Source organism: Paenibacillus sp. 203, from assembly GCF_037027525.1.
GTDB lineage: Bacteria > Bacillota > Bacilli > Paenibacillales > Paenibacillaceae > Paenibacillus > Paenibacillus polymyxa_B.
This window is the reverse complement of the sequence record NZ_JAXCHD010000008.1, coordinates 127734-142731: the sequence shown is the minus strand read 5'-3', so window position 1 is coordinate 142731 and position 14998 is coordinate 127734. Positions and strand designations below refer to the sequence as shown.

Below are 14998 nucleotides of genomic sequence, written 5' to 3'. Positions count from 1 at the left end.
CTCCTAATTCAACATATCAGACAGAAAGGCCAATGCCAGGCCTTGACCCCAGCCCTGAATCCAGTCTTTTGGAATATTCCGATACCCATCCCGATCTTTCATAACCGCTGTGCCGCCCGACACACCTAGTACCCGTCCGTCCTCGCTAATATGGTTCAAGATGCCCTCCAATGCCTTTTGCACGTATTTGGTATGCAGCGGATTGCCGTTATTGATCATGGCTGCCGCGATTCCGCAAGATGCAGACACTTCTTCGTAGGAATCCTCGTCATCCAGTACCGTCCGCCACAGGCCGTTCTCCGTTTGAACCCCCTTCAGTGCCGCCAGTTGATCCCGAAGCGAACACTCCACGTCCATGCACTGCGGATATAAATACCAGTCTTTCAAATGAATTTTAACTTGCGACATGGTATAGGCTCCCCAAGCATTCGCTCTCCCCCAGAAAAATCCGGACATATGGTCTTGCTTGACATTATTGTAGCCATGGTACCAGAAACCGCTACTAGGGTCTTGCAGGTATTTGATATGCCAGTAATATTGGTTTAAGGCGTCCTGGATCATTTCCTCATCCTTTAATTTGGTTCCTACACGGAGCAGAAAAAATGCCGCCATAAACAACGTGTCCGCCCATGCCTGTTCTGGAAAATCATTAGCAACAGATACCGTATGCTGCAGAACATGGTCTCCGAACCTGAGAGCATGGTTCCGAATATAATCCACCTTGCTCATCACAATATCCCAATATTTCTGGTCCCCTGTTTCTTCATACAATGTGATCAGCATATGGCCCATAGCACATGTGTTTACCGTCCAGTGCGGCAGACCCAGCTCGATATATTCATCCGCCCACTGCTTAAGCATATTCAAATAGTCTTTATTACCTGTTTTTGTATAGGCCGTGGATACACCATAATAAGCCACACCGCAAGGCCAATCCCACGTCAAATCCATCGCCATTGTTTTTCTGACAACTTTGTCGATAACTTTTAATATCTCTTCCTTCTCATAATTCAATTGAAGCATCGTTATTCCCCTCTCCTATCGCACACGCCCCCAAGGGCGCTTGAGAGCTGTTCGTCACTGTTTTGGAAACGCTTTACTTATTCCATTGTACGCAGTAAAATAGTCTCCATCTAAGCATATTCGCAACAAAACTGCGCAATTCTAATCATTTATGTATATCTGCTGGTTAAAATCAAAGTCATGGGGGTATTGAATATGCCCAGAAAAAAGAAGCCCGTTATAGAATATCGGCACTACAGCTTGCCTATAAATTTCCCTGTCTTGCTATTAAGCGGTGATCGTTGGAAGATTTCAGATATTAAAAGTGAGCATCTCCATTTCCATAACCATTTGGAGATTGGTATATGCTATTCAGATAGCGGCATCATGGAGATCAAAGGAGAATCTGTACCCTTCAAAGCGGGCGATGTGACCTTCATCCCCAGGTATCTTCCTCATACCACGTATAGTTCGCCCAATACAGCCAGTCTTTGGTCTTATATCTTTTTTTCGCCAGAGGACCTCTTTCAACATTCATTTAAAAGTGCTTACAGCAACTTCGAGCCGAATTTGTGGGTGGTGAAGGGAATGAACTGTATATTGAATAAGGAGCAACATCCCAAGGTTTATACACTTGCGACTTCAATCGTAGAGGAATTAAAACAGCAGAATCCTTACTATCAGGAAAGTACCTACGGTTTATTGTTATCACTTTACATAGAACTCCTTAGAATTCATTCCAGGAATGAACTGTTGGCAGATCAAGAAACAGAGCATAGCCTGAAAAGCGATTTTGTCATTTCTCCAGTTCTGGAGTACATCACGAAAAACTATATGAACCCCATTACCATGGATTTTTTGGCCGATCTGTGCCATTTAAGTACAACTCATTTCCGAAGAAAATTCCATGAAATTATGGGGACGTCGCCTCTCGATTTCCTAAACAGCACCCGAATCGAAGAGGCTTGCAAGCAGTTAAAAAGCACGGAGGATTCTATTCTTTCGATCTCCGAACAAGTCGGTTTTCACTCCATTTCCAGCTTCAACCGTTGCTTTTCCAGGCTTATGGGAAAGCCGCCCAAAGAATGGCGTAAAGGGGCACAATCCGAAGCGCAATCTGCGAAAGCGTCTATACTGGAGTTTACGGGGTGGGTTTAGCATAACAGCAGAAATAAACTTGATAAGACGAATTCATTATTCTAGATATCAAACTAGCCATTTTCTGCTTTATATGATTAATCACATTTTGCAATGGATCTAGAAAAAGCATAAAATCCAAATCTTTTAACAACTCCATTCCAGTAAGCCCCGTCATATAGCCATCTTCGACCTTGAAAATTAATTTATGTAATAGCAAAGTGCCTAAAAATAAACGTAATGATGAAATCGGTGAATCTCACAATATGACAACAGATGTTATATTATACTTTGGTTGAAGTTAAACAAAGGAGATGGAGATGCTTATGATGAATCAAGAACCAAATCAGCAATTAGGCGAGATTATTGAGCAGTTCATACATTCATTAATAGCAGAAAATAATAACATTCGATCTCAAAAAGTAATCAACATTGCAGATGAGGATACGATAGCTCATTTAAGGGGAATTGGTTTTCCGAAAAAAGGAAGACCGATACAAGAGGTCGTCGATGAAATGAGGAAAAACGTCTATCCTCACCAAACCTTCATGCAACACCCTCGCTTTTTCGCATTGGTTCCTGGTCCAATGTCTCTTTACTCGTGGTTAGGAGATATCATGACCAGCGCCTATAATACCCATGCCGGAAGCTGGATGCTGAGTTCGAGCGCAAGCCTTTTAGAGGGGGAAGTGATCCGGTGGATGTGTGACCAAGCAGGATATCCCAATACTGCTGGAGGCTTATTTCTGTCGGGCGGATCGCTGTCGAATTTGACCGCTTTAGCAGCTGCACGCAATGCAAAGTTATCCGAGCAGGAATATGCCATTGGAACTGCTTATGTTTCAGATCAAACTCATTCATCGGTCGCCAAAGGGTTACGCATCCTCGGATTCCGCAGTGATCAAATCAGGAAGGTTCCAAGTGATACAAATTTTCGTATGGATGTTTCAGCCTTAGAAAAAAAATTAATGGATGATCAAGCGGCTGGGATGAAGCCTTTTGCAATCATTGCCACGGCAGGCACAACCAATACGGGAAGCATTGACCCATTAAACGAAATTGCTGACCTATGTGAAAAACATAATATTTGGTTACACGTGGATGGAGCTTACGGTGCGTCGATTTTGGCTTCTTCGAAATATAAGTCTCTTTTGAGCGGGATATCGCGTTCAGATAGTATCACCTGGGATGCACACAAATGGCTAATGCAGACCTATTCCTGTAGTGTGGTTTTAGCCAAAGAAAAGCAGCACCTCGAAAATTGCTTCAGCACCCATCCAGAGTATTTGAAAGATGCCGAGACTGATGAAGAACATATGAATTATTGGGATCTGGGTCCTGAGTTAACCCGGCCTGCTCGAAGTTTGAAACTATGGGTGACACTGCAAGCTTTAGGAACGAATGCTGTCAGTGAAGTTATAGAGCATGGAGTTCAACTCGCAGAATGGGCTGAAGATGAAATCAAAAAACATAATCATTGGGAAATTGTAACCCCCGCTAAATTAGCGATTGTTAATTTTCGATATGCGCCAACTGGATTATCTGAGCAAGAATTAGATTCACTCAATAAAAGGATCCCCCAAGAAATGGTGGCGAATGGATATGCCGCTGTGCTTACGACACAACTTAATGGAAAAACTGTTCTCCGAATCTGTGCAATTCACCCAGACACTACGGAACATGAAATAAGGAATACAATTCAGCTTTTATCGAATATAGCAAGATCATTAAATGAGAAAAAAGTTTTTTTGCGATGAAAAATTTTGAAACTATTTGCTACGATTTCTGTAAATAAACGAAAATTATCAGCATCACACAATTAAGAGGGGCTTGTCGCCCCTTTTTACTGTTTCTCCCATACATTTTTCAAATTGCAGTGAGGACAACCCTGACACGACGTGCCCCCATCAATGGAATTTATTTATTTTCATAACGTACTACGCCTTAGTTCATAAAAATACTGCACACTGGGATGCTTTAACTTCATCTTCTCGGTCATGTTTAATATTCGCTTTTTTCCAACTCGTCTGTCCACTAAAGCTAGAATATTCAATAAGATATCATTACTCTCTAAGCTTTCCTCTATAGAAGTAGTTAAAAATTTATTAGCTACAACATTAAAATTAGACTTGCTTAATGAGGCCTGTGCTGACAAAAGCTCCTTTGCATGCTCTGATATTTTTCTACCTCTTGCAATTACTTGTAGACGATCCTCTGGAACGGTCCCTTTGGTATCTTTTCTGACCGCTTCAATTTCTTCATTGCTGATAGGAACTTGGATATTGGGATCATTCTTGATTTCCAACTCCGTCTGATACCATTTGATTGGACTAGTGATATCATTCATATTGAGTATGTTCTTCTTATCTACAGTTATATAACAAATTCCAGACTTATCAGACAAATAACGGTAACTGGTCGCTCGGTATTCTACCCTTCCGTCTAACGCAGGACAGAGGAAGCTCTCCAGTTGTTGCTTCAATTTACTCCAGGACATATATTCCTCCTATGTTTTCAATGCCTACTAACAGCCCAACCCTCAACTTGGCAATTTAATTTCCACGTTCCTCTACCTCATCATGATCCTTGCTTCCAAACTCATCAAGCAATGTACGCACTTCACTTGTTGATTTGGCGTTCATTAAGCTGTTTCTGAGTTCACTTGCCCCTCGGAATCCACGGACATATATTTTGAAGAAGCGGGCGAGAGGGCTGAACGAACGTGGCTCCTGCGCTGAATAATGATCATGGAGATCTAGATGAAGCCGCAGCAATTCAAGCAATTCCTCACTGCTGTGTTCCTTCGGCTCCTTCTCAAACGCAAATGGATTCTGGAAAATACCACGCCCAATCATAATGCCATCCACTCCATATTGCTCAGCGAGCTTCAAGCCGGTCTGACGGTCCGGAATATCTCCGTTAATGGTCAGCAGTGTATCTGGTGCCACCTCATCACGAAGTTTCTTAATCTCCGGAATTAGTTCCCAGTGAGCGTCTACTTTGCTCATTTCCTCTCTGGTCCGCAGATGAATGGACAAATTCACAATGTCTTGTTTTAAAATATGGGTCAACCAGTCGCGCCATTCATCTACGGCAGTGAAACCAAGCCTTGTTTTCACACTGACGGGCAGTCCCCCGGCTTTGGCGGCCTGAATGATATCCGCTGCGATTTCGGGACGGCAGATCAGGCCGCTTCCCTTCCCATTCTCCGCTACATTCGCTACAGGACAACCCATATTAATATCGATGCCTTTGAAGCCTTCTTTCGCCATACCAATGCTCATTTCACGGAAATATTCCGGCTTATCTCCCCAGATATGGGCCACCATGGGCTGTTCATCCTCTGTAAAAGTCAAACGCCCGCGTACACTTTTGTTCCCCTCCGGGTGACAATAACTCTCTGTATTCGCAAACTCCGTAAAAAACACATCCGGTCTGGCTGCTTCACTTACGACATGGCGAAACACAACATCCGTCACATCTTCCATCGGTGCCAGTATAAAAAAAGGTCGTGGCAAATCACGCCAAAAATTATTCGTCATATCAAAAACTCCTCTATAAATACCAGGACAAATCTTTGGTCCCAAGATGGTAAAGCTAACCTGTTCATGTCCTTGCTTCTTCTTCACATATAACATGTTTAAGCAACGTAGTTCAAACGGCAGTATATGTTAAGCATAGACATCTAAATGAGTATATCATACTCAATTGAGGAGCATACTCCCCAAAAGACTCGCAAAAAAAGGAAGAGCGCCGCCCTCCTTGCCATCTTCTATAACGTACTGCACCGCAGTTCATAGAAATACTGCACGGCATAACTTCCCCCAGCCTACGTCGTTCCCATGCGAATAGCTTAAAAAAAGAGCCGAGGAATAATATCCTTGACCCTTTTCGTCAATTTCTACACATGAATACCCAAAATTTTCAGCTGTTCATTGATTTTGGCTTCAAGTTCAGCGATTTCTTGTTTATCTTGCTCTAAAAGCTTACTCACTTCGGCAAGGTCAATGACTTGCTCTTCTTCAAACGTATCCACGTAGCGAGGAATATTTAAGTTAAACTCGTTTTCTTTGATTTCTTTAAGTGATGCCACGTGAGCATATTTATCAACATCTACACGATTTCGGTACGTTTCGATAATCTTATTGATGTTTTTATCAGTAAGTTTGTTTTGATTTTTACCTTTTTCAAACGCCAATACACCTCAACTATTAGTCTTTTCTGACCAATAGTGAACAACACTCCACATGTGTTGAGACGACGGAAGGGATATATTCCTTTTTATTGTATTTTTTATCTATTATACGCTTTCTTCTACTCCACATTTCCCTTCCGTACTTCCTCCTTCCAAAAATACACATCGCCCCCCCCAATGAATGGGTCATTCTGTAAACTAAATCTCTCTTTTAACCGATAAATACATATGCTGGGTTGTTTATTAAATATCACCTCCCGCCCCTTTTTAGCGTACAAACCTTGTTATACATATTTATATGGACTCACTGTTATACTCATCTGCGGCTTCTTTAATCAAAAGCAATTTCAAGAAGACGTGCTTTACTTGGAAATACCCATCGCATCTAGAAAGGAGTTATGAACTCACTTGAGCGTATTATCAGATGGGATCGGATATGAAAGCCTACGCTTTTATGGTCCCTTTCAGCCACTACACATCCAACAACTTCAAATAACACGTACCATTAATGATCATGCCTATTTACATATCAGTGGTATGCTCTCCGAAGAACACGGAGCTGCATGCATTGGACAGGATATGGAGCAAGAGCCGATTGTGATTCGTCAGTTGGATGATCAGGGACAACCGCTGAGAAGACTGTTCCATGGAATTGTTACACGTATGTCCGTACACTGTGTGCGAGGCGTATATACATTTGAACTGGAGGCCGCTTCCCATTCGTACCAGATGGATATCAAGGTAAAAAGACGCTCCTATCAAGATATTCACCGCACTTATGATGATCTGGTCACTGCGCTGGTTCGAAAATATCAGTACGGAGATGCCATTGATACGGTAAGCCACTATGCCAAACTGGAGGCATTTGTTTTACAATATGAGGAGACTGATTGGGCGTTTTTAAAACGTCTCGCTGCTCGCTTTGGTTCCGTCCTTGTGCCAGAGGTAACCGCAGCCTCGCCCAAGGTTTTCTTCGGAATGCCGGAAGGCAAACAGCATAAGGTGGAGCGGGATGTATTTTATCGAGTACGAAAAACGTTTCATGAGCTGGATGGGAAAAAGCCAGGCGAACGTGCTGGCTCGTATGTCACCTATATGATTGAAAGTCTGCAATACTATGCGCTGGGCGACCTTATCACGTTACCTATCGGGCAAGGAAAAGAACTGGTCGTGGTTCAGGCAGTGACAACCTTAGCAGATGGCTTACTGCGTACCCGCTATGACCTTCAAGCCGAACAGAATATCCACTATGCCCGCTATGAAAACGATCAGGTCACCGGGATTTCGCTGACAGGAACGGTGCTCAAGGTACAACAGGATTTTGTGCAGCTTCAACTGGACATCGACCCGAAGCAAGATCCTGCCAAAGCCTGTTGGTTTCCTGTAGCGACTCGATATGTAGCTGAAGAACATAGCGGCTGGTACGATATGCCTGAAGTAGGAGAACAGGTGGAATTGTATCTGCCTACCCACCGCGAACAGGATGCCTATGTAACGGATTCACTGCGGCAACAACGACACACCAATGGACAGCCGAATGTGAAGGTATGGCAACATGTGCAAGGTAGCGGCGTAGAAATGTCTGAGCATGAGCTGACTCTATGCACCTCCGGTGAATTTTCCATTACACTGCATGAAAGTAGCGGCATTACCATCGACAGTCCAGGGAATGTGCAGATTCAGGGTGGTCACGTGAAGCTCGATGCTGGCGAGGAACTTTCACTGGAAGCTGGAACGGCGCTGTTTCTAAAAGGCGGAGCCAGCAGCATGGTACTGGATGGTGAAACGGATACCAAAGCTCCGGTGATATATCAGGAAGGTACGGTGAAAGCTCCTGTTTTCGTAGCTGACCTCCCTCCTGTACCTGAACCTCCATTGATGAGCATCAAAGCATACGAGGCGGCGCAAGCTCCATCAGCAGCTAAGACATCATCAAGCAGCACTCCTACCGCCAAAGTGACAAGTCCGGCTGCACTTCAACAGGCCAACTCTTTGTTGGGTACGGTGTCCAAGCTATTAGGTTCCATTCCAGTGATGGGAAAAGTGGCTGGCGTTGTTGCGGGAGCTTTAGGTGGGCCTGCGACGGGTCTCATTCTGAAAGCAACCGCAATGATCCCCGTTCGGAGCAAAGGAACTCCTACGATTGGAGCCGGTAAGGGGAACGGCATTCATCCGTTGAAACACTTGGCTGGTCTAGCACTCCAAGGACTAATCAGTCAATATGAGCATGAGCAAGCTAAACAAGCTTACTATAGCAAGTGGATTTTAGGTAAAGTATATACGAGTGCGCGTCATTTGGCTGATTCCGGTGGCCCATTGGAGTTGGTTCAAAACCTGCTGAAAGAGTCTAATGCTATGGCTCATGCCTATCAGCAAGTTCCTAAAAGTGTTCGAGATAGAATGCTGAGGGAATATAAAGAACAAGAAAAAGCTAGAACTGAAGCTGCTCTTAAAGCAGAAAAGGAAGCTGCTCTTAAAGCAAAAAAAGAAAATACTCCTCCTAAGATCAGTGATGAAGAGTATGAGAAAATTAATAGAGACCATCTCCATTGGGCCGCTTACGAGAACTACAGACCTGAAATCCCGTCAGGAAGTTACCGTGCTGAGGACGGGGTAGTTCGTAAAGCGAATGGAGATCCAGACTTTAAATACTACGATGACTGGAAACAAAATTATCCGGGTGATTTTTTGATTCTATCCAATCAAGTAGGTATTACTCCAGAGGAACAACGATGGATGAGCTATGCAAACCTAACACACGAGCCGTTGGCACTCGACGGTCGAGGTGGTGAAGGTAGAGCCCTCAAAAATGAATTCTCCAGAATGGGCAAAGAAGGGGCTTCTGAGAGTGCTAGGCTTGCAAGAGAAAATGTGAGGAGAATTCAACAACGAATAGATCAGAAGAGCATCACCACAAAAAATGTATCCGAACCTATTGAGAACGCATCAGAAGTTATGCCTTCAAAAGCAGGAAAACCCAAGGAGAAACCTCCTAAAACTGAGGGGACGGGTGATTCTGCACAGATACCTCGAACAGGAGCAGAATGGAATGATTACTACAAAAGCAAATATGGAAACGGAAATTTCACATGGGTAACAGAGTTAAAATCTTATGATGATATTCTAAGTAATCCCAAAGCCCTATGGGGTAAATCAGCTGATGAAGTTGGAAGAACTCTTGGAGATGGATGGACGAAAGGTACTTATGGCTCAGCAGGTACTGGATGGAAATTCACAAACGGCGATAAGTCTGTGTTCTATCATCCAGGAGGAGGGGTACATGAAGGGTCATACATTGGATTCTCAAGTGGTCAGACAGGCAAAGTCAAGGTAGTGGGACCTGATTATAAACCGTTACCCGGCGATAAGGCTACAGTTATTCAAAAATAAAGGGGATTTGTTTAATGGAAAAAATATCCGCAGAAAAACTATTGGAGCTATACGTAGATACGATTGATAAATGTGGAACATATCTTCTAAGTGAGGATGATATGGTAATTGGGTACAATATCTTTGAAGAATTCGATACAGGGGTAATTTCATTTTTACACGCTGATGTCTTACAAAGACTTAATGATGCAGGGCTACTTAGTGATGAGATGGTGTATAAAAGTTCTATCTTAAGAGACTTAGTTCTAGAATTACAGCAAGGCGATGAGTGGAATGTTAATGCAGTTAGAAATTCACCTGATTGGAGGAGAGTACTTGAACTAGCTGATGAAATCAAGGGTTACTTGGCGGCTGATTAAAAAGCCCTACCCAGTGCCGAATGAACCCTTCATTCAACCAATAACACATCTAACCCTTGTAATACCCGTATAAAGATTCCTACATTCCGGTTGTACGAACATTAGATGCTTTATTTTTATAACCCCAATAACGCTAATCCGTTACATTGACAGGTCGATTATGGTCACATACTACCATGATTGACCTATTTTTTGTTATTTTTATTACTTAAATGGGTATTTTTCTCGATATTTAAATCTATATATAAACCAAAAATTCTCTTAATGAAAAATATACTTTTAAAGATAATTCAACATCCCTACACAAAACAATAACTTGCCATCCCTCCCCATCAGAGTTAACATACACACACTCAAACCACGGGAGGGAAAATGCGCTATGTCAAATTGGCCAGATTGGTTTCTCGAAGCATTACGACGGCGGTTTTATCAACAACATGATTTAAACGTAGCAGAGTGTCTACAAGCTCCATCAAACTCTATACCTTAAATATTTCATGACTACATTGGTCTACAATTTCGAATGATTAAAAGTAACAACCCGCTCATTGAGCGGGTTTTCAGTGGGGAGTCGAACCCCTATTCCAAACTTTTCCTGCTATGCATTAATTGTTATTATTATTGCTCCTCAAGCCTTATGTATCAGACTTGAAGAGCAATTGGTTTGTTACTCATTCCCAAACAATTAAGCATTATTTCTTAATATCAACATGTAATGTTCCATTGATCGTGGTTGAATTTACTGTAGCCCCCAGAACTTCCGAAACGAATCTAAGAGGAACCATAACCCGATTTGGATATTCCGGCATATCGGGAGCACTTGGCATCATCTTTTCTTCATCATTCACGTATGCAACTTTGCTACCCACGGTTAATCGTATAATTGTACCATTCTTCGATTTAATTGTAACTTCTTGTTTAGGCCTGTTCCACGAGACAGACTCTCCCAAGCCCTCAGATATGAATTTAATAGGGACATATACTGTGTTGGTGGATCTCTCTATATACGGATTGATGTCTGTTGTCAAAGTGCTATTATTTGGATTGGAGTCTATTGCCAAAGTTTTATTATTTACAGTAACTTCAACATTATACCTATATTTAGATCCCGCATAAGCGTTCTCAACTGAGAGAGAAGAAACGAACACAAAGATAAAAGCTAAGGGCAAAATTATACGTTTTAACATAGTGTATCACCTTTCTCCATTCATCAACCAGAACCTCTTCGTTATTTTTTGGATCAACTGCCCAATAAAACTGAAGTTCCAATTATTACATTAGGAATGTTATAATATTATATCTTTATCGGGCATAGAATGAGTATCTCTCGACATTATTACTGTTCGTATAATCAATTCTTCCGCCATGATTCCACACATCATCACTTAAATTGGTAACATTTTGGGGATATTTCGCACTGGCACTGTTGTTAACTAGAAAGCGCATATTATTCCAAACTGCAGATGTGAACCCATGCTTAAAAGAAGTAGTACTATTTGATACTCCATTCATAGCTATGGCAGTCACTCTCTTAACAGACCGTCCAGTCGTACCCAGTCCATTAAATTTAACCACATAAATATTGGAATAATTAATTTGCTCTCTAATGGTTAAAGTAGGCTCATCAGATTTCCCAGCATAGTAAAATACTTTGTATCCATTTATAGTAGCTCCATTATCAAATCTTTTAGATCTATAAACATAGGTGGTATCTCTTGAATTTGGCTGGCTATAGCCGTTGTCATCTCCTTCGTTGACAGTATGGAGTACCTTTGCATGGAAAACAGGATACCACCCGGCTGAGGTACTCTTAGATTTCAAGCCCTCAAATCCAACTTCCGCGACTCCATCTACCCCTGTATACATATAAGCGGCTTCATTATCAGCATCGGCATTTGCAATATCATAAGTTGGCAGGGTGATAGAATCTGCCATTACACCATTATATACGATGGACGAATTGCTTGCTGGCGTTTGAAGTCGATGAAATGCTCCCGTCTCCTTTCCAGCAGTATTGCCTCTATTCGATAAAGTAGATTGAAGAGTAATTTTATGGTCGCTCACTTTACTCTCACCCAGCTCATCGCTTTTATAAGTTGCATCGGTAACTTTCTTTTCAAATTGGTCTTTAATATCTCCTTGTTTGGAAGAAGTAGCATCAACCAGATCACCAGTTTCGTCAATATTCAATATAACCACTTCGGCATCCTGCAACTTTTCGATTTTTTGAATTGTATCCTGTTTAAGTACTCCTTTTTCCATAAGGCTATCAACAGAATGATCAAAATCTTTGTTGTTTAATGTTGATATCCCTTTTGCAGCAGCAGGAGCCTCCAGTTGGATTTCTTGCTCAATAGCGTCTTTAATATACTGGTTAAATTCATTCGACGAAGGTTCTTGCCCTTGAGCATTTGCAGCCAAGCTCGGAATGGAAACGGCCATGAGTAGAATAGAAAGAGTAATCTTTGTTTTCTTCAGCATAATTATAAACTCACTCTCCATATTTTAATGTAATGCTATAATCGAAAGCTGGCCAGCGTTTCTTTGGTTATGGAAATTTATTCATAAAAATAACTCTATGTGCATTATAGTGGATAAGATTTACAGAATCAATACTTTTATTTGTAATAAAAAAAGAAATAGAACATTTTCTGTAATTCTATTCGAAACTACTTAGTACTAGAGAGATGCCTCTATAGCAGACATCCCTTTACACAAAAATAATGACTTGCCATCCCTCCCCATCAGAGTTAACATACACACACTTCAACCACGGGAGGGGAAGCACACAATGTCAAATTGGCCAGATTGGTTTCAAGAAGCATTATGCCAACAATTTTATCAATTAGAACTAGCCAGTGAACAACAGGCTTCAAATTTACCAGAGGACAAAAATCTATTCACGCAAATGGATGAATTCAAAATGAATCAAAACGAGGATATTCAACATCTGCTATCTGAATGGGAAGAAGCCATAGGTTATCAGCTAAGTCAAGACAAACAATCCATGTATATGGAAGGAGTAAAAGACGGGATTCGATTGATTCTTCCCGTCATACAGCCCACAAATATTCGTTAGCCCATTGATAGTCTCAGACTATGGTTTCTCTAGCCGATAAATTCATTTAACAATGTTCTATTAATCTTCTATGATTTCATCTATGCTCATTCCACTTTTCAAGGTAAAAACAAAATGCGCTGGTGAGAGAATTGTGATCTTCTCCACCAACGCATTAAATAGGTTATCATCAAATTGTTCCAGTATATCTTGCCGCGAGTTTAAAAGTTGAATAATCTCATCGACACGTTCCTTAATTTTTTCCTTTCGATCCTCTTCCTCCTCTAATATCAGCAGCTGTTGCCGTAGCTCGTTTAGCTCACTGGAAAGTCTGTTCGTTTCTTCATCATATATAGTCTCATCAATTTGATTCCGTAGCTTAAGATTCACTAGTTCCTTCAAGTCGAATTTCAATTGTTGCATCTGTCCTTCGATGTCCAATAGCGGTTCTTGCCCTACTTTGCTCGATAGTATCGATTCAATGTTGGCTTTCAACGTTCGTATGAATCTTTCCTTGTTCTCATACATCTGATTAAATACTCGTACAAACGCAGAATGTAAAATTTGTTCATCAACCGATTTGGCATCACAAACTGCTTTACCTTCATTGACATATGTTTTGCATTGCCATACCACTTTTTTGGATGGATTATTGCTGTTCCAGGTTCGCCGTTTAAAAATAGCTCCGCAGCATCCACAATATACTTTACTGCTCAGTGCATATTTGCTGGAGTATCTTTTACTCTCCCCCATCACACTCCCTTTCAGCTTGGCCCTCCGTTCCTTTTCCTTTTGCACCGCTTCAAATATTTCCTTGGATACAATCGGTTCATGGTTGTCCTCAATTAAATATTGCTGCTCCTGTCCTTTATTCCTTATTCGTTTGTGGGTTAGAAAATCTACCGTTACCGTCTTTTGCTGAAGCAAAGCTCCGTAATATTTCTCATTGGTCAGAATTAAGGTAATGGAGGAATCCCACCACGTATCGCCACCCGTGACTGTTTTAATGTGATCTCGCATCAAACCTCTAGCTATCGCTTGATAGCTTTTGCCATCCAAATACTCCTCGTATATGCGCCGTACAATCTCGGCTTCCTTCTCATTAATGACCAGTTCACCATGTTCATCCTTATCATAGCCGAGGAAGCGGTTCGTGTTACAGAAAACTTTGCCGTTTTGGAAGCCACGTAGTATTCCCCACCGGCTGTTTTCCGAAATATTTCGACTCTCATCTTGTGCAAGGGAACTTAGGATGGTTAGCAATACTTCACCTGTGGTATCCAGTGTATTAATATTCTCCCGTTCAAAGAATACAGCCACTCCGAGACTTTTGAGTTCCCGTACATATTTCAATAAATCCAGTGTATTTCTGGCAAACCTCGAAATAGATTTCACTAGAATAAGATCCAGTTTACCGTTTCGAGCATCCTGTATCATCCGATTAAAATGCGTTCTATTTTTAGTGCTGGTTCCGGTGATGCCTTCATCTGCATAAATATCAGCCATTTCCCATTCCAAGTTGTTTTGAATGTATTGGGTATAGTAATTCACCTGATTGGTATAGCTCTCCTTTTGCTCCTCGGAATCGGTACTGACCCGGCAATAGGCAGCGACTTTCTTCTTTTGTATAGATTGAATTCCCTCTACGATGTCCATCGTTTTAATGGGAACGATCACAACTTTTTTTGCGGATGCGGCTTGTGCCATAGACGTTTCTCCCTTCGATATCTTCTTTATACGGTCACATGGTATAATGCTTTCGGCACATCATCAAGTCCATTTCTGCCCATGTTATAGCTACTTGAAAGATTTTTTATTAAGCTGATCAATCGCTATAAACTCTTCTTCCTGTAATGA

11 protein-coding genes and 1 pseudogene are annotated in these 14998 nt (G+C 41.6%); 5 read left to right on the top strand and 7 right to left on the bottom strand.

Features of this window, described 5'->3' with window-relative positions; genetic code table 11:
* Nucleotides 1-3: 3 nt before the first annotated feature.
* The gene (locus WA407_RS19165) at nt 4-1023 is read right to left on the bottom strand and encodes a glycoside hydrolase family 88/105 protein (RefSeq protein WP_336078144.1); all 1020 of its coding nucleotides are present in this window, start codon (nt 1021-1023) and stop codon (nt 4-6) included.
* 195 nt (nt 1024-1218) lie between these two features.
* On the opposite strand from WA407_RS19165, the gene WA407_RS19160 reads away from it, so the two are divergent.
* Nucleotides 1219-2160: an AraC family transcriptional regulator gene (locus WA407_RS19160; RefSeq protein ID WP_254329610.1), complete on the top strand. Its 942-nt coding sequence runs from the start codon at nt 1219-1221 to the stop codon at nt 2158-2160.
* Nucleotides 2161-2465: 305 nt separating this feature from the next.
* Nucleotides 2466-3896, top strand: a complete 1431-nt coding sequence (locus WA407_RS19155; RefSeq protein ID WP_336078143.1) for a pyridoxal phosphate-dependent decarboxylase family protein — start codon at nt 2466-2468, stop codon at nt 3894-3896.
* 170 nt (nt 3897-4066) lie between these two features.
* On the opposite strand, the gene WA407_RS19150 is transcribed toward WA407_RS19155, so the two are convergent.
* The 3 genes and pseudogenes from WA407_RS19150 to WA407_RS19140 form a co-directional block, all read right to left on the bottom strand.
* A complete protein-coding gene (locus WA407_RS19150; RefSeq protein WP_336078142.1) occupies nt 4067-4636 on the bottom strand; it encodes an SF0329 family protein in 570 nt (189 codons plus the stop codon).
* Nucleotides 4637-4691: 55 nt separating this feature from the next.
* The gene (locus tag WA407_RS19145; protein WP_254327194.1) at nt 4692-5681 is read right to left on the bottom strand and encodes a tRNA dihydrouridine synthase; all 990 of its coding nucleotides are present in this window, start codon (nt 5679-5681) and stop codon (nt 4692-4694) included.
* A gap of 359 nt (nt 5682-6040) precedes the next feature.
* Nucleotides 6041-6334: pseudogene (locus WA407_RS19140) on the bottom strand (N-6 DNA methylase); the annotation flags it as partial.
* 408 nt (nt 6335-6742) lie between these two features.
* On the opposite strand from WA407_RS19140, the gene WA407_RS19135 reads away from it, so the two are divergent.
* Both WA407_RS19135 and WA407_RS19130 read left to right on the top strand, forming a co-directional pair.
* Complete coding sequence (locus WA407_RS19135; RefSeq protein ID WP_336078141.1) at nt 6743-9724, top strand: contractile injection system protein, VgrG/Pvc8 family; 2982 nt, start codon at nt 6743-6745, stop codon at nt 9722-9724.
* 14 nt (nt 9725-9738) lie between these two features.
* Nucleotides 9739-10083, top strand: a complete 345-nt coding sequence (locus WA407_RS19130) for a hypothetical protein (RefSeq protein WP_336078140.1) — start codon at nt 9739-9741, stop codon at nt 10081-10083.
* 692 nt (nt 10084-10775) lie between these two features.
* Here WA407_RS19130 and WA407_RS19125 read toward each other — a convergent pair.
* Together WA407_RS19125 and WA407_RS19120 are read right to left on the bottom strand one after the other, a co-directional pair.
* Nucleotides 10776-11270, bottom strand: coding sequence for a stalk domain-containing protein (locus WA407_RS19125; RefSeq protein ID WP_016821839.1), 495 nt, complete (start codon nt 11268-11270; stop codon nt 10776-10778).
* A gap of 115 nt (nt 11271-11385) precedes the next feature.
* Entirely contained in the window at nt 11386-12585 is a 1200-nt protein-coding gene (locus WA407_RS19120) for a hypothetical protein (RefSeq protein WP_336078139.1), read from the bottom strand.
* Nucleotides 12586-12874: 289 nt separating this feature from the next.
* Between WA407_RS19120 and WA407_RS19115 the strand changes: the two genes are divergently transcribed.
* Entirely contained in the window at nt 12875-13162 is a 288-nt protein-coding gene (locus tag WA407_RS19115) for a hypothetical protein (RefSeq protein ID WP_336078138.1), read from the top strand.
* 60 nt (nt 13163-13222) lie between these two features.
* Here WA407_RS19115 and WA407_RS19110 read toward each other — a convergent pair whose 3' ends face one another.
* Complete coding sequence (locus WA407_RS19110; RefSeq protein ID WP_336078137.1) at nt 13223-14848, bottom strand: recombinase family protein; 1626 nt, start codon at nt 14846-14848, stop codon at nt 13223-13225.
* Nucleotides 14849-14998 lie beyond the last annotated feature (150 nt).